This is a genomic window from Bacillus sp. AFS053548 (assembly GCF_002575105.1).
Classification (GTDB): domain Bacteria; phylum Bacillota; class Bacilli; order Bacillales; family Bacillaceae_G; genus Gottfriedia.
In genome coordinates, this window is record NZ_NUHI01000026.1 from 478,688 (window position 1) to 499,875 (window position 21,188).

The window sequence follows — 21,188 nt, forward strand, 5'->3', positions numbered from 1 at the left end:
CCCCCGAATTTTATAATTAGATTTAATTAGCAGACCTAATAACCCCTTTTTCAATGAATTGATTAATTGTTTGATCATCATATCCTAAATTTAATAAAACCTCTTTTGTATTCGTCCCAGGTTTTACTCCGACATGTTGATAAGTAGGTTTAAACACAGATGATTTAAAAGGTGAACCAATTTGCAATTGATTTGTTCCGTCATTCCTTTGGACGTTTACTAAAAGCCCTCTTTCTTTTACTTGCGGATGCTCAAATGCTTCTTCAAAAGTTAAAACTGGCTCAACACAGGCATCAAATTTACTAAAAATATCTTTTAACTCATTAAACGTTTTCTTACTAAATGCATGCTTTAACTCATTTTTAAATAAATCTATCTCATACTTCTCCTCACTAAAAGAATAAGGAAGAAATGGCATGATTTCTAATGCCTCACATAGCTGTTTTCGAAATGAAGGTTCAAGACTGCCAACTGAAAAGAATCGCCCATCTGCTGTTTCGTAGTAGTCATAAAACACGCCACCATTTAAAAGGTGTTCCTCAGGCTTTGGATTAATTTTTTGAGTTAACCAACCAGATCCCATTAAAGATTGCAACGCAAAAGTACAATCTGTCATGCTAATATCAACCCATTGTCCTTCATCAGTTTGCTCACGATGAATGACAGCCGATAAAATGCCAATAATCGCGTGTAACGATCCACCTACTTGGTCTGCAACTTGGATTCCCATTGGAACTGGACGTTCATTCTTTCTTGTTGAATAACTCAAAATACCAGTTAATGAAAGATAGTTATTATCATGCCCTGCTCGATTTCGATACGGACCTGTTTGACCATAACCAGTAATTGAACAGTAAATTAGTTTCGAATTTATTTTCTTTAATTGCTCATAACTTAAGCCAAGCTTTTCCAACACTCCGGGTCGAAATTGTTCAATGACAATATCATACTCCTTCACTAGTTTATAGATAATCTCAATAGCTTCTTCTCTTTTTAAATCAAGGGTAATAGATTTCTTAGAACGATTAATCGTTTGATGTGCGGCAGATTGGTCCCCATCAAATGGAGGTGAAGTTTGTAATAAGTCGGGATGATATGGAGATTCGATTCGTAATACTTCTGCACCTAAATCCGCTAGGATCATAGTTGCATAAGGACCCGGTAAAAGACGTGTAAAATCCAGAATTTTCAATTTATTTAACATGGAGTAAACCTACTATTCAATATTATTTCTCCCTCCATCACTATAGTTTCTCGTGTACATTAATTATTCTAGATTACTTTGTATCTCTCCTTTTTTAAAAGAGGATGAAATCACTTTATTGAATATGATATTTTATAATTGCATTTATTGTCATATCTACTTTATTTTTTATAATTGCAAATTTATTTTATAACTAAAGTTTGGCACATCTCCTTTGCTTCGATAGTTGGCATTGAAAATCGATAGAAGGTATTAAAAGATGACAATGCATTAGACGAATTTTTGCAAGTTGTATTGGACAAAATTACACCATTTGAATATTTATTAAAGTTATATAATAAATATACACTATTAAATATTCTTAATACTTACGATTACTCGTAATTGTAAATTTCGTCCATTGAGGGAGACAAAATATGTATAACACACAAGAAAGGTTTAACAATCGATTTAACGATATAACCTTAACAAACACTTATCCAAACGATATTATCATTATCGAACCTCAAAAAAAACGATGAATTCGAAGTGAATGACATTAACTAAATACTGATTTAACTATTAAATGCTAAAAATGAACCGATCAAAAATGGTCGGTTCATTTTTTAAAGTTTTCATTATTCGTTCACATGAAATGCACTGCTTTAAAAAACCACTAAAAAGTGGATTTATTAATCACGCATTGCCCCTGCCTCACGAGAAGTCATTGCTCCCTGTCCATGGCTAACATCACTTTGAATTTGTTGTTTTACTTTTTGAGGATTAGTTCCTGATTTCATATTAGTTCCCATATTCCCTTTTCCTTGCTGATTCTGTGGCATAAAAATCCCTCCTAAGATTATTGTTAAACAATCATATTATTTACAAAAACCCTTCTCATATCCCACGGAATTGACTAATTTCAAATAATGAAGCGAGCAATTTTTAATGGCTCAAAAAAGCTGTCTAAATAGCCAATCCCTTTTTTTGATTGAAAAATAAGCATCTTTTTCCAAATTAATAGTTTGACTATTCAGATTTAACAAACTATAATCATATTAAACTAACTACCGGTAGTTAATAGCCGGAATAACAAAATTGGAGATGATTTTTATGAAATATCCACTTTCACCTGATGTAAAACCTGAGTTTTGTACAACTGGAACATTTATGAGACTTCCTTCAGCAAAAGAAAATGCGAAATTAGCAATCGTTGGCATGCCTTTTGATACCGCAGCTTCATTTCGTGTTGGTGCACGATTTGCTCCTCAAGCAATCCGACAAGCTTCTATGACTTTATTCCCATATCATCCGATTCATAAGGTTTATCCATTTGACGATAGCAATGCCATTGATATTGGTGATGTATCGGTTATTCCTCATAATATCCATCGAAGCTATAAAATGATCGAAGACGCAATGTTTGATTTAATGGAAAGCAATATTATCCCTATTGCCTTAGGTGGCGACCATTCCATTACATTAGCAAACCTACGAGCAGCGGCTAAAAAACATGGCCCAGTTGCGATGATTCATTTTGATTCACATACAGACACTTGGGATACATATTACGATGAAAAATACTGGCATGGTTCACCGTTTATTCGCGCTCACGAAGAAGGACTTCTAAATCCAAACAAGGTATTCCAATTGGGTATTCGAGGTACGTTGAATCATCCAGGAGATATAGATGCTAGCCATGAACTTGGTTACAATGTTATTACTACTCCTGAAATGTATGAACGTGGTTTTGAAGTTATTTTAAAAGAAATGAAAGAAGTAATTGGTGATACACCATGTTTCCTAACTTTTGATATTGATTTTGTCGATCCATCTTGTGCACCAGGAACTGGGACTCTTGAAGTAGGTGGATACAATAGTATGGAAACATTAAAAATGATTCGCTCATTAACTGACTTCAATTTTATTGGCTTTGATATCGTAGAAGTACTACCATCCTATGACCCAACTCAAATCACATCACTATTAGCTGCAACGTTAGTTCATGAATTTGCTAGTTTAGCTACATTGCAAATTAATAAAGAAAACTCAAAGTAATTTAAAAAGCTCTGTTTTTTTAGACAGAGCTTTTTTTCGGAGTATTGAGCTATAACATTGCAAAATATTTAATAAAACTAACACAAATTGCAGATTGACCATTTCTTATTCATGAACCCTTTATGAGGAAGAATAAATCAGCTTTTTGCCTTTTTACTTACTCATGAACCTTTTATGAGGAAGTATAAATCAGCTTTTTACCTTTTTACTTCCTCATGAACCCTTTATGAGGAAGTATAGATTAGTTTTTTGCCTTTTTACTTACTCATGAACCCTCTATGAGTAAGTATAAATCAGTTTTTTGCCTTTTTACTTACTCATGAACCTTTTATGAGGTAGTATAAATCAGCTTTTTGACTTTTTACTTCCTCATGAACCCTTTTTTAGTAAGTATAAATCAGCTTTTTGACTTTTTAATTCCTCATGAACCTTTTATGAGGTAGTATAAATCAGCTTTTTGACTTTTTAATTCCTCATGAACCTTTTATGAGGTAGTATAGTTCAGCTTTTTGACTTTTAACTACCTCATGAACCTTTTATGAGGAAGTATAGTTCAGCTTTTTGACTTTTTACTACTTCATGAACCCTTTATGAGGTAGTATAGTTCAGCTTTTTGACTTTTTACTTACTCATGAACCCTTTATGAGGAACTGATTCCCTGCAATTTGCTTTTTTACTTACTCATGAGCCATTCATGGGTAAAGTATCCATGATTTTCAACATCATGAACTAAGCCGCCCTTTCTCCGCCAAACAAACCTTTTTTACAACAAATATAAACAATATTTAGACTTCACAATGATTCCAGTTTATAATCTAGCTAACAAGAGTTAGTTTCGGAGGATGAAGATGACAAAGGATAAGATTATTGCAGCAGCCCTTGCCTTATTTTCTAAAAATGGTTATGAAGGCACAAGTTTAACTGAAATTGCAAAAGCAGTTGGGATTCAAAAACCATCTATTTATAATCATTTTAAAAGTAAAGAAGAAATCTTTCTTACAATTTATGAAAACATTCTATGGCTACATGTGAAAAAAGTAGACGAGCTGATGAGTGAAATTGGCGAACTATCTGCGAAGGAACAGCTTTATCAAATACTAAACGTAACATTTGAATATTATATTGAGTTCGAGGAGCAATCTACTTTCGTGAACCGCGCTGTCTTTTTTTCTCCTGAACCTTTAAAGGAGCAATTACATACACAGTTCATGGAATCTGAGGAAGCAATGTCGACTATTTTAAGATCGGTGATTGATAAAGGGATTAAAAATAATGAAATTCGAACAGGAAATGTAGAAGACTTTGTAATGTCTTATTATTGCTTAATTGATGGTATCTTTATTGAACTGTCTTATTATGGGGCTGAAAAGATGAAGCCAAGGATTTCGAATATATGGAGGAATTTTTGGTACGGATTTAAAAATGAATAGAAAAAGGCGTTCGATTTCTCGAATGCCTTTTTGCGATATTTTACTGATTTGAAGTTAAGTCAGATTTGAATTGCTGTACAATCTCTGGTGATGCTGGTGCAGCAGGCTTGTAATAACCTTTTTGAAGTGCATAATTGTACAAAGTACGCTGACGAGCTTCATCTTGATTGCGTAATTGAATTAACGTTTGTCTTAATTCAGAGTTGGCTGACTCATTAATATATCCTGCATAACCTGTTAAGCTTGCGTTTAGTCCTTCTAAATAATCATTAACCATTTCTTTGTCTTGAAACATAATCTTATCTCCTTATCCTAAAAAATTTAAGAGTTGTTGTCTAGATTCCATTGCTGATTGAGCATCTCTTTCTAATAAAGTTTTTAATTCAGGATCAGTGCAATTCTGAGCATAAGCCTCTAGTTTATTTGCGATTGTACTATGCCCTCCGATCATATGACGAAGATTTTCTAATTCAAGTTCTGTTAATGAATTGTTCATTTCTTAATTTCTCCTTTCGAACAATAAGTTACATAATTCACTTTTTCGTCTGCCTGCGCTTCTGTCCTAATCTAATCGACAAGGTTTTTCAACAGTCCACACATTGACACTATTAATTTTCCAAAATCCTGTAAAATAATACGTAAAAAAGCTCAATCTACACTTGATAGATTGAGCTTTAAACTGCTTGTCAAATTTAATTAGCCCTCACTGCTGAAGTCAGCATCTTCTAATTTAACCTTCTTCGTTTTCATCACTACTTTATAGCCAAGGTATCCAAGAATGAATAATGGTAGTCCAATATAAGAAACTGCCATACCATACCAGTCAATATTTTTTCCAGTAAATGCATGATAATTCGTTCCAAGCATAGCAACTAAACATAAAACTGTTGCTAAAATTGGACCAAGTGGGAACCATTTCGCTAAATAAGGTAGATCCTTTAATTTTCTTCCTTGAGCGATATACGCTTTACGGAAGCGGTAATGCGTAATTGATATGCCTAACCAAGAAATATAACCAGCTAAGCCTGCTGCATTTAATAACCAAGAGTATACTGTACCATCACCAAATAATGAAGTTAAGAAGCAAAGCGCACCAATTAGAGTCGTCGCAATTAATGCACTAACTGGAACTCCACCTTTGTTTACTTTTCTTAAGAACTTTGGTGCTTTTCCTTCTTCAGCTAATACCCATAGTACACGAGAACCAACGTATAAGCTTGAATTACCCGCTGATAAAACTGAAGTTAAGATAACTGTATTCATTGCAGCAGCTGCAAAAGCAAGTCCTGCATGTTTAAATACTAAAGTAAATGGACTAATCGCAATACTATCAACATCTCCACCTAATAAGTTAGGATCTGTATAACTGATTAAACAGCCGATAACGAAAATCGCTAATACGTAGAATAATAAAATACGCCAAAAGATTTGCTTGATTGCTTTTGGAATATTCTTTTCAGGATTTTCACTTTCCCCTGCAGTTACTCCGACCATTTCGGTTCCTTGGAAAGCAAAACCTACAATCATAAATACACTAAAGATCGATAAGAGACCACCTTTGAATGGTGCTTCTCCTTTTGTGAAATTATCAAATCCACCTGTATGACCACTCATAATACCTAAAATCATTAATAATCCAATTACAATAAAAATAATGATTGTAGCTACTTTAATAATTGAAAACCAAAACTCAGATTCTCCATATCCTTTTACAGAAAGTACATTTAATCCAAAAATTAAAACAAGGAATATAGAACTCCATACAATCCCTGGAGTATGTGGGAACCAATATTTCATAATTAAAGCCGAAGCTGATAATTCTAATGCAAGGATGATTGCATTGTTATACCAATAATTCCAACCAACAGCAAAACCAAGAGCTGGATCAACAAATCTTGAAGTATATGTGCTAAAAGAACCTGAAATTGGAATTAAAGTTGCCATTTCAGCTAAGCTAGTCATTAAGAAGTAAACCATGATACCAGCAATTAAATAGGCAACTAGAGCTCCACCTGGTCCCGCATCATGAATAGTTGCTCCACTCGCTAAAAATAAACCAGTACCAATCGTACCACCCATAGCGATCATAGTTAAATGTCTTGTTTTTAGTTTTCTCTCTAAATGCTCTTTTTTAGGCGCGTTACTTTGAATTGTGAAATCATCTTTACGGTTTGTATTTTGCATGAATACACCTCTTTATTTTAAATTGAAATTTCTCCAAGAAGGATTGTTTAAATCTTTAAAAGCTCGCATTCCAATTTCTTTGAAAATTTGTCATTCGTCAAGAAATTACAAAACACATTCCGAATTCCGTATTTTAATACTAATCCTGGAACGAGAGCGATGTAAAGATGAAAATCCTACCTTCTAATTAAACAAAGAAATAAAGCTTGTCCCCTCAATGCTGATAGCGTTTTCATTTTTTTTGCTTTCATCATCGAATTGTACTTAATTTAAATTATCATAATATGACGAAAAATAGAAGGAGTTTTTTCATTGTTTAGATAATTTAGAGTTATTTAAGTATAGTTAAATTTTCAAAAACCGTATATTTATTTGAAACAATAAATATATATTAAGTCCTAGTTAAACATTCTTCAACTATTAATTTTTAGATTGGAAAATATTATATAATGAAAGCGCTTTGTTATCGTTTAATATGGACATTCCTTATTTAATAAAGCGCTAGACTTGATAAAAGTTCCAAATTAATGAATCTGTATATAGGAAAATAATCACTCTTTTTTTAGTGAAAATGTCATGGTTTTTTAACTTTACTGTCATCGACTATATTCAAAAAAATGAATAAAACTAGTTCGATAGTTTTCTGAATTTTTAGAACAAAAAATCAAAAAAACATTCTTCATTTCTCCTGAAGAATGTATTTTTTAACTATTTTTAATTTCTCTTATGGAGTAACGATATGGATCTCTTGTTTGAAATGATCAAATAAATTTAACATCTCTTTAAATTTCTCCTCATTCCCAGTAATACTTAACTTTCCATTTGCAATAGCCTGATTTACATTGAGATTCCCATACATAACTAAATAAAAAGTTGCTTTATCTACAAGTAGTGTTGCATCAGGACTTGAAGTAGTTAAACCATCATTATAATTAAAAACAGCGTTCTTTATATCAATTGTGTAATTTGTTTTCAGATCAGTAAAATTCACATTGAATGTAAAACGCTTATTCTCCGCTTTTGGACCATTAAGCGTAATCGAAATATAATCAAAAAAATCACTTACTTTCATATTTAAGATCGTTTGTTGGTCTACAGTACTTAAAGTTTGTGAATCATCTGTCTTCCTAATACCTTTTCTCAATTCCATTGCACCCGTCAAATAAACATTTCTCCAGGCTGCAGATTCGGCTCTGTAACCTAACTGCTCGTAAGATTTAGCTAGTAAGTTCTTTGCCTCTTTGTTATTCGGATTTGCCATGACTACGTTTTTCAAAACTTGAGCAACAAAGCGATATTCACCTTTCTCAAAATCCTGTTTTGCGAGCTTCAGAACCTTCTTTTCTCCACCCATATATTGAACATATTTAGTTCCAGTCTCTACTTGTGGAAGTGGATCTAAATCAGATGGGTTTCCACTAAAATAACCTAAATAATAATTGTAAACTGCTTTAGCATTTTGCTTCAAATTACCATAATATCCTCGATTGGCCCAATATTTATCAAGGCTAGCAGGTAATTTTATTTGTTCAGCTATTTCATCTGCAGTGTAACCTTGGTTGGCTAGACGAACTGTTTGATCATGAATGTATTTATATAAATCACGTTGCTTTGTAAGCTGTTCTATTACACGAACTTTCCCCCATAACGGCCAGCTATGAGCTGTTACTAATGCTTCGATTTCTTCTTTACCAAATAACTTGATAGTATTATCCAAAGCTTTTACCCACTCTGACGCATCTCGTGTTTTTGCTCCTCTTAAAGTGTAAAAATTATGCATTGTATGACCCGTATTTTCAGCCACTACTAACGTTTTGTAATCATTTATGTAATAATGCATTTCTGAGGGTGCTTCAGTATTTAACGTTAATAAAAACTTGAATTTAATTCCATCTATTTCCATCGTCTGTACTCTATCTTTTATTTCAATTGTCGGTGGCAAAAAGCTGATTGTACCTGTACTAATTCTTGGACCAATCCCATTTGTTACGTATCCTTTTTTATTTACAGGTAAAAGATTTCCGAACATATAACCTGCTCTTCGTGACATGATGTTACCTAATAGGATATTTTCACTTTCTACTTCCTTCGAAAAGTTTAATGGAGCAATAATTGGTACATTTTCTGGATTTGTTGCGTATTGTACAACCCCTTTCACCCCACCAAAATGATCAGCATGACTATGACTAATAACCACAGCACTAACTGGTTTTTTAGGACGATTCGCATAATATAATTCCATTGCTGCATTAGCTGTTTCAATCGTTGATAATGTATCCAATACGATTAAACCTGTTTTACCTTCCACAATTGTCATCACAGATACATCTTGTCCACGAATTTGATATACTCCCTCAACTACCTTATAAAGCCCAGGAGTATCTAGTAATTGAGCTTGTCTCCATAAGGATGGATTTACCGTTAAAGGTGAAGCCCCCTCTTTAATAATTGAATATTGATTACAATCCCAAATAACAACACCTTTTGAATTTTTTATTTGATCTTGCATTAATGGTGCAATGAACCCTTTATGTGCATCAATAAAATCTTGCTTATCATTGAAATTTAATTCACTATAAATTTTTTCATTTAATTTAATTGTATCCATCGTGGGAGGCATAGCCTTAGAGTATACATTGTTAGCATTAAAAGTACTAAACAATAAAATGGTTAATAATAGAAAAATGGTTAATCTTTTTGATTTTATTTTTTCAAACATGATTTTACTCCTAGTTTTTGACATCAGCATACAGAATTGGAACAAAAAGCAACGTATGATTTCCAAAACGTCACTCTTTGTTCCAATTTATTTTTTATGAGGATATGTATGTTTACTATTAATAATCTTCCTTAAATCTCCTCTAAATAGGGCGTCTTTCATCTCTTTAGGATTAAATGGTATAAACGGTGCTAAATAAGGAACACCTAATGATCTAATTGATGCCAAATAAGCGATCATAATGATGAATCCGATGAGTAGTCCTTTTTAATATTCCTTCATTATAACCATCGATTAATATGAGTGTTTTTCCTTTCGATAGTCCTACCAAAGCGTCTTCATACGATGTCACCTTCATGACATCTGCGGCCGAAAGATGACGAGTCATAATGGCATCTATACTATCGAATTTAATAACCCTTAACAAAGGAGTAAGAATATTATCCTGAATAGCTTGTATATTCGTTATTCCATCTAAATATAAAACGGCCGCATCCCTGATCACTTCATCATTAACAGTTAATGGTCTAATTTTTAGATCAGTAGAGTTATTAAACTTTTCTTTTAAATAATGAATATTCTTTTCTAAACTTACTAATAAAGTAGATTGTTCTATGTTATTCACTAAAAAATCACCTTAAACATATTTTTTGTTAGTTTGTCCGGCAAATTTCAATTTATGTTAAGCTAATTACTTAATTTTGGAGAAGCAGGAAGAAGCAACCATTTATTATTTATATCTGCTATTACGCTAGGATAGACAAAAAAAGATGATATCGTTTTAGAATAACGATATCATCTTCATTCATTTACTCAGTCGATTCTGCTTTTTTTGTTCCATGATCTGTTACGTCTAATACATCTAATAAAAAGATGAAAACTGGTATCCCAATAATCAGACCCCATACGCCAAAAAAACGTTCTGAAAATACAAGTATCAAGAATGTATAAAAAACAGGTAAGTTTGTTTTAGCTGATATAAGCTTTGGATTTAAGAAATAACTTTCTAGCGCATGTAAGACTAAAATCATGATGATTATATACATAATATGAGCCATTCCACCGATTGTATAGGCAATCGTACAAAGAGGAATTAATGAGATAAACATTCCCGCTACAGGGATTAGTCCAAGTAAGAAAATCAAAAAGCCTAAACCGATTAACTGAGGAAATCCCATAAATTTTAAAGCTATTACCGATAGAATACAATTCACAAGTGCAATGATAAACTGCGCTTCAATCACTTTTCCAAAAGAACGCGAAAATCTTTCACCAAAATAGGCCAATTCATTATAAAGAACTGATATTTTACTATTTTTAAATTTTCGAGTAAAAGCTATAATTCGAGGTTTTTCAAGTAGAAAAAAGAAGCTCAGAACTAGAGCAATTAATACTTCGATCCCCCATTGACTAATATTAGAAGCATACTTATATAAAAAATCTAATCCTTGCTCCGTATAACCTGATATTTCGACCTTTTTAATTGCAGTAACGATATAGTTTATGATTCGCTCATCTGGTGGATTCATATAAAATGTTTTTATTTGGACGATTAGTTGAACAACTTGAGTTGTAATAATCGGTAAATAATTATAGATTCCAAAAACTAACGCCGCCACTATGACAACATACAAAGAGTAGACAACAACTAAACGATTAACTGGCAGTATCTTATTTAATCTATGCGTAATAAATTTATGTATCCGATCCATTAGATAAGTAAAAATGAAAATGAGTAATACTAAATTTATTATTTTTCGAATTAAGATCAGTACAAGAATGATACAAGCCATCATTGCAAGTCGACTAAACGTGCTGCTTTGAATAAATTTTTTGACCTCCATTCCACACCCCCCCTTACTTAGATATTATTTTGTTGAGTAGTATGGAAATCTTAATTTTTATGATAAAAACATAACCCCATCCCAAAGGAAGTGGCTCATAAAGTTGCATCTCTTTTCATTTTTATTTAATAAAATCTTCAATTATGAATTTTCATTTAACAAATTCTCTATGTTGAAAAGCGCCACTTTATATTTTACCAATTCTAATACCAAAAATAAAGATGCAGCTAAACAATTTAAGTCTAACTGCATCTTTTAATTGAACTTTTTGTGTCAATATTTGTCCCCTTCCCTTTTCATTCACACTTGGGCACTGAAAGAATACAATAGGCATGAGGGTGTGATTCAATGAATGACTATAAAATTAAAGAAGATCTTCGTATTATCGCTACTCTTCAAAGAGATTTAAATGTCGCTACTGCTGCACTATTATTAACTGGTCAAATTACGTTAATAGGTGTTTTTGTAACGTCTGGTGAATTTAGTCTTTCTCTAAGTGGACCCTTATTAGGTAGAGAACGTATAGAAAGTAAATATGGAGATCAATTAACAAATACTCTCATTGATGTAATCGATATAATCCTTGCGATTTTATTATTAATTGATGAAGTTCGAGTTGTAAGCTCTGTTATAGGACCTGGTAGATTCTCACTCAATGTCAGTGGTCCCATTTTTGGCGCACCAGTTAGCGAGCCGACACTTCCTTTTCTAAAAAAAACGTATTACTTTTGTAAAAAAATTGTTTCGAAACATTTTGATATTGATCCGCGAATCTTTAGTAAATAAAGGAATGGTGATTATGTCTTTAACAGATATCCCTACAGTAAGACCTACTGATACCCAAGTTTTTCTTATGGCAATTTCCGTCATTTCGTTTATTTTTTTCTTTACACAACGAAAAGCAAGTGATTCAACACCGGTGAGTTAAAAGATCACAATTCGTCTTTTTCTAACTCATTATTAATTGGTTTTTCTCTATTCTCGATAACTGATAAAACAGCTTCTTCAATCTCTTCGTAGCATGTGCATCTACAAATATTTGAAGATAGCCATTCCTTCATCGTTTCATAGGTTGGATTTGGTTGTTTTAATAAAAGAGAATGACAATTCATAATAAATCCAGGAGTACAATAACCACATTGAAACGCAAAATTTTCAACAAAAGCCTTTTGTATCGGTGAATCTTTTAAGCCTTCAATTGTTGTTATTTTTTGTCCAATTGCCTCAATAGCAAGCATAATACATGATTTATATACAGTACCATTCATAACGACCGAACAAGCTCCGCAATCTCCATTTAGGCAGCCCGGCTTTGCACCAGTGAGACCAAGCTTTTTTCGTAGCACAAAAAGGAGAGTATCCGATGGTCGAATCTCTACTTGACGAATTTCATCATTTATATTTAAAGAAACACTTAATTTTTTTATTGGAGACTGGTCCATTACCTTACCTCCATTTCGATCATGATCTCTTCTAATGTGTTTTTTAGTACAAATAATCTATACTCTTTTGAACCTTCAACATCATCAAGTACTTCACCAGGAATGTATTGAATGGCTTTTTGTATTCTTTCTTCTACACTTGAGTTCGTATTATTTAGTTCAGTTTCCATTTGCTTTGAACGAAATGGAAAAGGGCATAGCCCACTAAAAGCAAATCGTAATTGATTATCCGATTTAATAGAAGCGATCGTCAGTAGTGGATAACCCGTAACCCATTGCTGACGTTTTTTAATGCTCATATTTGGTAGATTAATATATTTCTTCTCTGTTAAAAGTTGAATTAGAAGTTGTCCGTCTTGGAGTTGTAGGTTTTGATTAAAGATTTGTTCGATTGGAAAAGCCTCTACACCATTGTATCCTGCAATAACCACTTGGCTATCACAAAGTAAAAAAGGTAAAACGGCTTCACGATAAAAAATTTGACCACATATGTTTCCACCTAAAGTTATTTTATTTCTAGCAGTCCGATCAGCTATTTCCATTGACGATTTAGAGAGTAATGGAAATAGGTTTTTCTCTTCAATATCAGTAAGTGTAATTGCGGCACCAGTTATTAAGTAGTCCTGATTAACTTCATACAATTGGCACTCTTTTAGATCTTTCATATCGATCAGTGCATCTGTTTCGACCAAATTTAAACGACCCAGTGTTAAAATTTCCGTTCCACCACCATAATAAATTGGTCTTTTGTTATTAGCCTTTAAAAAATAAAAAATCTCCAATGCTTCTTTAATAGTCGCTGGTTTATAGTATTCTATATTAGAAGATAACAATCTAAATCCCACCTTCTTTTACTTTCCATAGTAGTTCAGGGATAATTGGCAAATGATTGATATTAACAGAAAGTGCAGTAGAAAGGCAATTTCCAAGAGCCGCTGGCATTCCTAGTAAGCCATGTTCCCCTACTCCTCTTGCACCAAATACCGCATCGATTTGTGGTGTTTCGACAAACGCTACTTCATATTTAGGGTTCTCTCCAAACCGAATTGGTCGATATGTTCGTAATTGGGGATTTAATACCTTCCCTTGCGCATCAAAATAAAAAGTTTCTCTTCCTGCAAAAGATAATCCCATACTCATTGCACCTTTCACTTGGCCAGTTGCAGTTTTAATGTTAAGTACTTTGCCAATATCAACAGCTGTAACAGCTTTAAGAATCCTATATTCATATGTTTTCGTATCTAGTTCTACTTCTACTCCATGTGCGCAAACCGTCCACTCTGGTCCTGGTTTTCCAGCACCTGTTTCTCGATCTATACGTGTTAAACCAGTTAAAATATAATGGCCCCTACCGATTATTTGTCCACCAATCGAATTTCCATTTGGAAAAGTATATCCGTAAGCAATATCTTTTATCGGTATATTTTTAGTTGGTTCACTCCTTAAAAATACTTTTCCATAGCCTACTTCTAAATCTTCAACGGGTGTACGTAATATAAATGAAGCTAAATCTTTTAATTGACTCATTAAATCTTCAGCAGCTGCTAGCAATGCTCTTCCTGCCATGAATGTCCCTCTACTTGCAACAGTTTTCCAATGCTCTGGTGTATTTAATGTGTTAATCTTCATTTGAACATGAATATCATCTACATCCATTTTTAGAATCTCTGCTAACATTTGAGCAAGAATCGTTTTTGTACCTTGACCGAGCTCTACAACACCAGAAAGTAAATTAATACTTCCATCAGCATTATAGATTAGTATGACACCCGAACTTGCATTTGGTGTTATGGTAGAAGTTTTCCAAGAGCAACTTATTCCTTTTGCTCTTACTTTATGATTGCCTAGGTCAATAACCTGACCTTCTTGCCAATTGATTAATTCTTTCATTTTTTCAATACATTTAGGAAGATTCCCAACTGTACTAGAATTTAATACAACTTGAGTAGGCGTTTGATCACCAGGTCTAATTGCGTTTTTTTCTCTTAGTTCAATAGGATCCATATTTAATTTTCTAGCAAGAATATCCATCGCTCTTTCAAATGCAAAATGTACTTCTGAATGACTAAACCCCCTAAAAGGTGCTGGGTATGGATGATTTGTATACATACAAAAAGAATCACACCAAATATTTTCGATATTGTAAGGTCCTGTACAATCAACTGCTCCCGCTCGTGTTAAATCAATTGATTTATCAGCATACGCACCGCCATCCCATAAAAATTGAATCTCTGCAACCTTGAGCATTCCCTCTTTTGTACATCCTAGCTTCACATTCGCTTCAAGTCCGATATGTCCAGGTGATGAAAGCATATCATTTTCACGACTATTTAATATTTTAACTAATCTACCATTGACAGCTCTTGAAGCAATATAGGCTAAAAGCTCTAACTGGACTGCCCCTTTCCCACCATATCCCCCACCAACAAACGGGGTATTTACAATGACTTTACCAGGTTTTACTCCAAAGTACTCTCCAATTAAGTCTTTAACCATAAATGGGCATTGTGAAGAAGTAGTAATCTCAATTGTGCCATCGTGATGGATTTGAGCAAACGAACATCTTGTCTCCATCGCAGCATGATCAGATGGCCTAAATGCAAAACTTTCATCAATCATTACTTCACTTTCTCTCCAGCCCTTGTTAAAATCGCCTTTTCGAATTTTAATTCTTGTGGCAATATTTGTACCTGGCTCTGGATAAATGCCTTCAGTTTTTTCATACTCTCCAAGTTTAGGGTGTAAAAGTGGAGCATCTTGTTTAAGCGCCTCTGTCGGTGAGTTAACGACAGGAAGTAATTCATATTGCACCTTTACTAAATTTGCAGCTTGCTGTGCTACATAAGGAGTGTCCGCAACAACGACTGCTACTACTTCACCAAAAAAACGTACACGATCAAAAGCGATTGGGAAACGATCAAGAACCCCTTCCCCTGTTAAAGGTAGATTTTCACCAAATACTATTTTCCGTACTCCTTGAACAACTTGAGCTTCGGTTGCATCTATACTTTTAATAATTGCATGTGCATATGGACTTGTGACTAGACGGGCATGTAGCATATCGGTTGTTTCAAAGTCATCTGTGTATTTAGCATATCCTGTCACTTTTTCGAAAGAATCTTTGCGGGGTATACCTTTTCCAATTATATGCATGATGTTCTCTCAACCCCTCTCGTAAAAAACATTTCACAATGTATTTAATACTTTAGCAATATTTAATTTAAGATTTCTTTTATATGAGATACTTTAAAAATTTATGTTTTGAATACTTAAAAAATGCCCAGATAGGAGAATCAAGCATATTAATCAGAACGATAAACAATGAAGTTTAGTTATTCTTCCTTCTATATGAGCTTAAATTTTGACACTTTATGTACTTTATAAAATCCAGGACTTTTTTCCATACATATCCAATTTATAACAGGGAATAATACTTATATTCATTGCGGAGTTTTTAAGGAGTTGGTTTAAATGGAAGTAAATGAAAAAACCCCCATGCTTGAGGAAGTACAAAACGAATTTCATTCAAGTTCAGATTTTAAATATAAAAAATATTCAATTGGTGAAGTAACTCTTCATTTATGTTATCTAGATACAATGATCGATTCAGAGGTTATTCAAACACATATATTAGAACGAGTAGTTTCAAAAGATCATTCAGGTCGAATCATCACGACTATATTAGATTCTGATGATGCATATACTCTTGATGAATGTATACAAGCTATTCTTTCTGGAAACGTTATTGTTTTTAATGATAATAATAAAAGTAAAGCAAAGTCATATTCTGCACCTAGTAATAATAGCGACCGTTCAATATCAGAATCACTTTCTGAAACAGTATCATTAGGTGCTCATGACAGTTTTGTGGAGAGCCTTAAAATCAATTCAACTTTAATTCGAAAAAGATTACGTACGAAAGAATTAATTATCAGGAATATAACTGTTGGTAAAAAATATCCTGTAAACCTTTCCATTTTTTATTTAAATGATATAACCCCTCAATCTATGATTCAAACAATTGAAGAGAAAATAAAAAAACTTGAGTCGAATGGAAAAGTCGAACCTAATCAAATGATTGAGTCTGTACATGTTCAAAACATTATAGAAGAGTATCCTTCTTCACCTTTTCCACAGGTATTGTTCACTGAAAGACCTGATCGTACAGTCCGTCATTTATTATCAGGAAGACCTGCTATTATGGTTGACAATGATCCTAGTGCATTATTATTTCCTTGTGATATTTATGGTTCTTTTCGAGCTGCAGATGATTTTAATTTCCGATGGTTTTTTGGAGTATCTTTCTATTGTTTAAGAATATTAGCTTTTTGGATAGCTGTATTATTACCTTCAATTTATATTGCGATTACAACTTATCATTCAAATATTTTGCCAGTTTCAATTTTTTATACTTTAAAGCTATCAATAGAAAATGTCCCACTTCCACCATTAATCGAAGCTTTTTCGATGATGATTATTTTAGAACTGTTGAAGGAAGCTGCTTTAAGACTTCCAAATCCTATTGGATCAACAATCGGTACTGTCGGAGCAATTGTTATTGGCACGGCTATTGTACAAACGAATTTAATCTCAAATTCTATGGTTGTTGTGATTGCAGTCACTGCCATTGCATCTTTTTCACTTCCATCAAGGGAAATGTCAATTGCATCACGAATCATGGGGATACCACTCTTAATCCTTGCATCAATTTTTGGATTTATTGGAATTAGTTTAGGCGTCTTTATGATTTTTGCTCACCTATCAAAAATTAAAGCCTTTAGTTTTCGATATGTTGAAAATCCAGGTTTCTCTGAGTTTGTTCTTTTTAAAAATAGAAAGGGGAAAGAAACATGATTAATAATAAACACCTTTTCTATTTGATTATATTTACCCAATTCGGCGTCGCCATTACAAGCTATCCTTATAATATGTATAAAATTGCAGGTCATGATAGCTGGATTTCTACTATTATAGGTGGAATAATCATTCAAATTTTAATCTTACTTTATTATAGTTTATATAAAAAATTTCCTGACAAAAGCTTTACTGACTATACAAAAATAATAACGAATCCATTCATTGGAACATGTATAAATATTTGTTATTACGTCTATTTTTTGTATTTAGTGCTTGTAGTATCGATGAGATTTTCAGATATTATCACGATCTGGATTTTTCCTAAAAGCCCTTCTTGGCTTATTCTCATTTTATTTTTAGTAACGGCGTATATTATCGCGAAAAATGACATCCAAACCATTGCAAGAACATATGTACTTTGTACATTTATCTTTCTAATCTTTATCTTATTTTTACTATCTGCTTATGATAATGTTCATATTGGCAGAATATTACCTATTGGCCAATATCCAATAAAAAAGATTGGCTCCGGTGCATATTCATCCTTTCTTGAAATGTTAGGTTTTGAAATCTTTTTATTTTTGGCGCCAAACTTTCAAGATACAAAAAAGAAATTATTTACTTTATCTTTTGCAAATTTCTTTACGACAATTTTTTATACCTTTGTTATTATTACTTCCTATATTCGATTAAGTAACAAAGAAAATAGTTATATCGTAGACCCCATTCTATATATTTTTAAAACCTATCACTCGAAAATGATTGAAAGTTTAGATACGATATTTTTAAGCTTATGGACAATTGTCATTTGTGCTACAATAGTTAGCTATATTTATATCGTTAGTGAAGATGTACATAAGCGACTATCATTAATTGTAAAAAATAGGAAAAGCATATTACTTTTCATCATTATAGTAGTATTTGCTTTTTATCCGTTAGTTTCCTTCCATATAATCAGAAGAGAAACAATTGTAAATTTCGGTAGTTATTTAGACCCTTTATTTATTATTATTATTCCATGCCTATTGTTCCTAATTAATAAAGTTAGGGGGCTAATCAATTGATTCGCAAGTCAATAATCATTATTTGTTTATTTTTATTCCTTTTAGTAGCTACTGGTTGCTGGGATTCAAGAACAATTACAAAAAAAACATTAGTAAATGGGATTAGTATTGATATAGATCAAGATAAAAAAATTGAGGTGAATGCACTAATACTTGATATTATCGGAAGAGGATCTGGCGTCTTCGATTTCCAAAATGAATCTGTTAAATCTACACAGAATTCAGTATCTCGTGCTGGGATGGAAATACAATCATTTTTACCTGGAGATATAACCACATCAAAAACGAGGGTTTTATTATTAGGTGAAGATTTCTCGAAAACTAAATTTATTCATCTTTTAAGTACCTTTCGGCGTAGAACATTTTCAAATCTAAATGTATCTGTCGCTATAACAAATAAGCAACCTGCAAAAAACGTTTTGGAATTAAAAACCGTTGGTTCAAAACCATTGTCATTTATATTAAAAGATACAATTGATAATGCCGAGTTAACCTCCATCGCTCAAAAAATGGAGTTATTTAATATTTTTACTTATACTTCTGAAGACGGAATTGATTTCACAATCCCAGTTGTAGATGTATCATCAGATAAACGAGTAGAAGTTGTTGGTGCAGGACTAATGCATAATACTAGCTATACTGGTCATTTCATAACTTCTGATCAATCTCCTATTCTTTTAATGATGATGGGGAAATATGGAAATACTGGCCATTTTATTACAAAGCTTCCTAAAAAATATGAAGCACCATACAATACAATAGCTTATGAAATCATTAGACCTAGAAACAATTTCTCTATTACGACTTCTAAAGATAAAATAAAAGTAAATTTAAAAGTTGATGCATTTGTTAGAATAGACGCAATCACATCAATTAAAATGTTAGAAGAAGAAGAAATGTTGTCCAATATTAAGAAAGATTTAAATAAAAGAGCTCAAGAGGTAATCAAAGAAATTCAGGTTGCTAATAGTGATGTGCTTGGTATTGGAAGATATTTAAAAGAACATCAGCCAGAAGAATGGCGAAAACTAAATTGGCAAAAGGAATATCCTACTATTGAAATCAAACCGAAAGTGACAGTTTCCATATTAAGTACAGGAGCAATTGGAAAAGAGTCTCAACTTGAAGAATAATTAAAAAAATGATAGTGTAGTCAGTTGTTATGCTGGCTTCACTATCTTTTTAATTACTTAAATGAAATTGTTTTTTTAATTCCTCAAGAAATTCTTTTGCCAAAGGTGATAACGGTTTTGTTTGTAAATAAATTAACCAAAAATCAAGATCAAATATTTCTTCATCCTTCATTGGAATTATTTTTATGTCTCCGTTTATGACCATTGGTCGATTTCGAATCGAAAATTCATGTAAATATAAGATGGCTTGACTTTCTTTTACCAACTCAAAAAGCAAGCTACTACGATTTGATTTTAGCACAACATTTTTAGGGTTCATTTTCGTAAATTTTAGTAACTTTTTATAATCGGAATTTTTGTACATTACAATTTTTGCATTTACTAAATCACTAGGAGATACAGAATCATAAGAATAAAATGGTGATTTCTTACCTACTGCAATACAAAAATGCCCATTATGTAAATGTTCAAATTCAATGAACTTTTCTTTTTTTAATTCTTCAAGTGTTGCAGGAATAAGTGCAAAATCATAATCTTGTTTAATAAAATTTTGAATCATTGTAGCTGGATTTTCTTCCACAACTTCAAATGAAACTTCCTCTTGTTCTTTGTTAAACTTTACCATTGTTTCTTGAAGAAGATAACTAAAAGTAGGTGCAGTTAAGAGTTTCAAATGAGTTTCACTTCTATTTTTAATGTCATAAATTTCCTTATTAAGCTCTTTAATCGTGCTCAATAAAGTCATAGCTTTTGATATAACGATTCTTCCTTCAAAAGTAAGTGTAACACCTTGTTTTGAACGGTTAAATATTTTTATTCCAAGTTCATTTTCTAATTGAGTAATTGATTGACTCATCCCAGAAGGAGAGATAAATAATTTTTCAGCAGCTTTTGTGATTGACATTTCTCTTGCTGCAAAGACAATATGTTCCATTTGCTCAAAATTCATTTTTTACAATTTCTCCTTAACCTATCTCTTTGTGATGATTTCAATTTTATATTATCGTTTTAATAAAAATCAATTATTTCTTATTATTAACATATTTAGTGTTAGCATGCGTAACAATAGGTTTGTAATTATTTAGTTCCGCTTAATATATCTTCATTTTTAAACTTTTAACAATTTTATTGAAATTAAAAAATAAGACAAGAATACTACTTAAATCGTATTCTTGTCTTTAATTATTTTTAAGGGAAAGTTTTTAATTTGAAAAAGATGATCTAATCATTTTTACTTTTCCAAAAAGGGTGTTTACTCCATCTTCCTAATTTCA

At 32.4% G+C, this 21,188-nt stretch carries 20 protein-coding genes; 7 read left to right on the top strand and 13 right to left on the bottom strand.

The window, feature by feature from the left end; genetic code table 11:
• Positions 1 to 22 precede the first annotated feature (22 nt).
• Complete coding sequence (locus CN946_RS15760; protein ID WP_098862001.1) at positions 23 to 1,204, bottom strand: CaiB/BaiF CoA transferase family protein; 1,182 nt, start codon at positions 1,202 to 1,204, stop codon at positions 23 to 25.
• 671 nt (positions 1,205 to 1,875) lie between these two features.
• The gene (locus tag CN946_RS23525) at positions 1,876 to 2,025 is read right to left on the bottom strand and encodes a hypothetical protein (RefSeq protein ID WP_176522518.1); all 150 of its coding nucleotides are present in this window, start codon (positions 2,023 to 2,025) and stop codon (positions 1,876 to 1,878) included.
• A 271-nt stretch (positions 2,026 to 2,296) separates the two neighbouring features.
• On the opposite strand from CN946_RS23525, the gene speB reads away from it, so the two are divergent.
• Together speB and CN946_RS15770 are read left to right on the top strand one after the other, a co-directional pair.
• Entirely contained in the window at positions 2,297 to 3,241 is a 945-nt protein-coding gene (gene speB / locus CN946_RS15765; RefSeq protein ID WP_098862002.1) for an agmatinase, read from the top strand.
• Between the two features lie 848 nt (positions 3,242 to 4,089).
• Positions 4,090 to 4,671, top strand: a complete 582-nt coding sequence (locus tag CN946_RS15770; RefSeq protein WP_176547341.1) for a TetR/AcrR family transcriptional regulator — start codon at positions 4,090 to 4,092, stop codon at positions 4,669 to 4,671.
• Between the two features lie 40 nt (positions 4,672 to 4,711).
• Here the strand turns inward: CN946_RS15770 and CN946_RS15775 are convergent, their stop codons facing one another.
• The 7 genes from CN946_RS15775 to CN946_RS15805 all read right to left on the bottom strand — a co-directional run bounded on the left by CN946_RS15775 (position 4,712) and on the right by CN946_RS15805 (position 11,418).
• Positions 4,712 to 4,966, bottom strand: a complete 255-nt coding sequence (locus CN946_RS15775) for a spore coat protein (RefSeq protein WP_098862004.1) — start codon at positions 4,964 to 4,966, stop codon at positions 4,712 to 4,714.
• Positions 4,967 to 4,978: 12 nt separating this feature from the next.
• Complete coding sequence (locus CN946_RS15780) at positions 4,979 to 5,167, bottom strand: hypothetical protein (RefSeq protein ID WP_098862005.1); 189 nt, start codon at positions 5,165 to 5,167, stop codon at positions 4,979 to 4,981.
• Between the two features lie 200 nt (positions 5,168 to 5,367).
• Positions 5,368 to 6,855 carry an amino acid permease gene (locus CN946_RS15785; protein WP_098862006.1) on the bottom strand — a complete coding sequence of 496 codons (1,488 nt, stop codon included), beginning with the start codon at positions 6,853 to 6,855 and terminating at the stop codon, positions 5,368 to 5,370.
• 724 nt (positions 6,856 to 7,579) lie between these two features.
• The gene (locus CN946_RS15790; RefSeq protein WP_176547342.1) at positions 7,580 to 9,574 is read right to left on the bottom strand and encodes an alkyl/aryl-sulfatase; all 1,995 of its coding nucleotides are present in this window, start codon (positions 9,572 to 9,574) and stop codon (positions 7,580 to 7,582) included.
• Positions 9,575 to 9,661: 87 nt separating this feature from the next.
• Positions 9,662 to 9,814 carry a spore germination protein gene (locus CN946_RS15795; RefSeq protein ID WP_098862008.1) on the bottom strand — a complete coding sequence of 51 codons (153 nt, stop codon included), beginning with the start codon at positions 9,812 to 9,814 and terminating at the stop codon, positions 9,662 to 9,664.
• Positions 9,789 to 10,199: a spore germination protein gene (locus CN946_RS15800; RefSeq protein ID WP_098862009.1), complete on the bottom strand. Its 411-nt coding sequence runs from the start codon at positions 10,197 to 10,199 to the stop codon at positions 9,789 to 9,791. Before CN946_RS15800 ends, CN946_RS15795 begins: the two co-directional genes overlap by 26 nt.
• Positions 10,200 to 10,383: 184 nt before the next feature.
• The gene (locus CN946_RS15805; RefSeq protein WP_098862010.1) at positions 10,384 to 11,418 is read right to left on the bottom strand and encodes an AI-2E family transporter; all 1,035 of its coding nucleotides are present in this window, start codon (positions 11,416 to 11,418) and stop codon (positions 10,384 to 10,386) included.
• A gap of 348 nt (positions 11,419 to 11,766) precedes the next feature.
• On the opposite strand from CN946_RS15805, the gene CN946_RS15810 reads away from it, so the two are divergent.
• Entirely contained in the window at positions 11,767 to 12,204 is a 438-nt protein-coding gene (locus tag CN946_RS15810; RefSeq protein ID WP_098862011.1) for a hypothetical protein, read from the top strand.
• Between the two features lie 13 nt (positions 12,205 to 12,217).
• Entirely contained in the window at positions 12,218 to 12,346 is a 129-nt protein-coding gene (locus tag CN946_RS23850; RefSeq protein ID WP_286133943.1) for a hypothetical protein, read from the top strand.
• Between the two features lie 4 nt (positions 12,347 to 12,350).
• Here CN946_RS23850 and CN946_RS15815 read toward each other — a convergent pair whose 3' ends face one another.
• Genes CN946_RS15815 through CN946_RS15825 form a run of 3 tightly spaced genes read right to left on the bottom strand, consistent with a single transcriptional unit; the run spans position 12,351 to position 16,013 of the window.
• Positions 12,351 to 12,860, bottom strand: a complete 510-nt coding sequence (locus CN946_RS15815) for a (2Fe-2S)-binding protein (protein ID WP_098862012.1) — start codon at positions 12,858 to 12,860, stop codon at positions 12,351 to 12,353.
• Positions 12,860 to 13,693, bottom strand: coding sequence for an FAD binding domain-containing protein (locus CN946_RS15820; protein WP_098862013.1), 834 nt, complete (start codon positions 13,691 to 13,693; stop codon positions 12,860 to 12,862). Before CN946_RS15820 ends, CN946_RS15815 begins: the two co-directional genes overlap by 1 nt.
• A gap of 1 nt (position 13,694) precedes the next feature.
• Positions 13,695 to 16,013: a xanthine dehydrogenase family protein molybdopterin-binding subunit gene (locus tag CN946_RS15825; RefSeq protein WP_098862014.1), complete on the bottom strand. Its 2,319-nt coding sequence runs from the start codon at positions 16,011 to 16,013 to the stop codon at positions 13,695 to 13,697.
• A gap of 318 nt (positions 16,014 to 16,331) precedes the next feature.
• Between CN946_RS15825 and CN946_RS15830 the strand changes: the two genes are divergently transcribed.
• Genes CN946_RS15830 through CN946_RS15840 form a run of 3 tightly spaced genes read left to right on the top strand, consistent with a single transcriptional unit; the run spans position 16,332 to position 19,914 of the window.
• Positions 16,332 to 17,714 (top strand): spore germination protein, encoded by a 1,383-nt coding sequence (locus CN946_RS15830; RefSeq protein WP_098862015.1) that lies wholly within the window; start codon positions 16,332 to 16,334, stop codon positions 17,712 to 17,714.
• The gene (locus CN946_RS15835) at positions 17,711 to 18,781 is read left to right on the top strand and encodes a GerAB/ArcD/ProY family transporter (RefSeq protein ID WP_098862016.1); all 1,071 of its coding nucleotides are present in this window, start codon (positions 17,711 to 17,713) and stop codon (positions 18,779 to 18,781) included. Before CN946_RS15830 ends, CN946_RS15835 begins: the two co-directional genes overlap by 4 nt.
• Positions 18,778 to 19,914, top strand: a complete 1,137-nt coding sequence (locus tag CN946_RS15840; RefSeq protein ID WP_098862017.1) for a Ger(x)C family spore germination protein — start codon at positions 18,778 to 18,780, stop codon at positions 19,912 to 19,914. The genes CN946_RS15835 and CN946_RS15840 overlap by 4 nt, the downstream gene beginning before the upstream one ends.
• A gap of 49 nt (positions 19,915 to 19,963) precedes the next feature.
• On the opposite strand, the gene CN946_RS15845 is transcribed toward CN946_RS15840, so the two are convergent.
• Positions 19,964 to 20,863: a LysR family transcriptional regulator gene (locus tag CN946_RS15845; RefSeq protein WP_098862018.1), complete on the bottom strand. Its 900-nt coding sequence runs from the start codon at positions 20,861 to 20,863 to the stop codon at positions 19,964 to 19,966.
• Between the last annotated feature and the right edge of the window lie 325 nt (positions 20,864 to 21,188).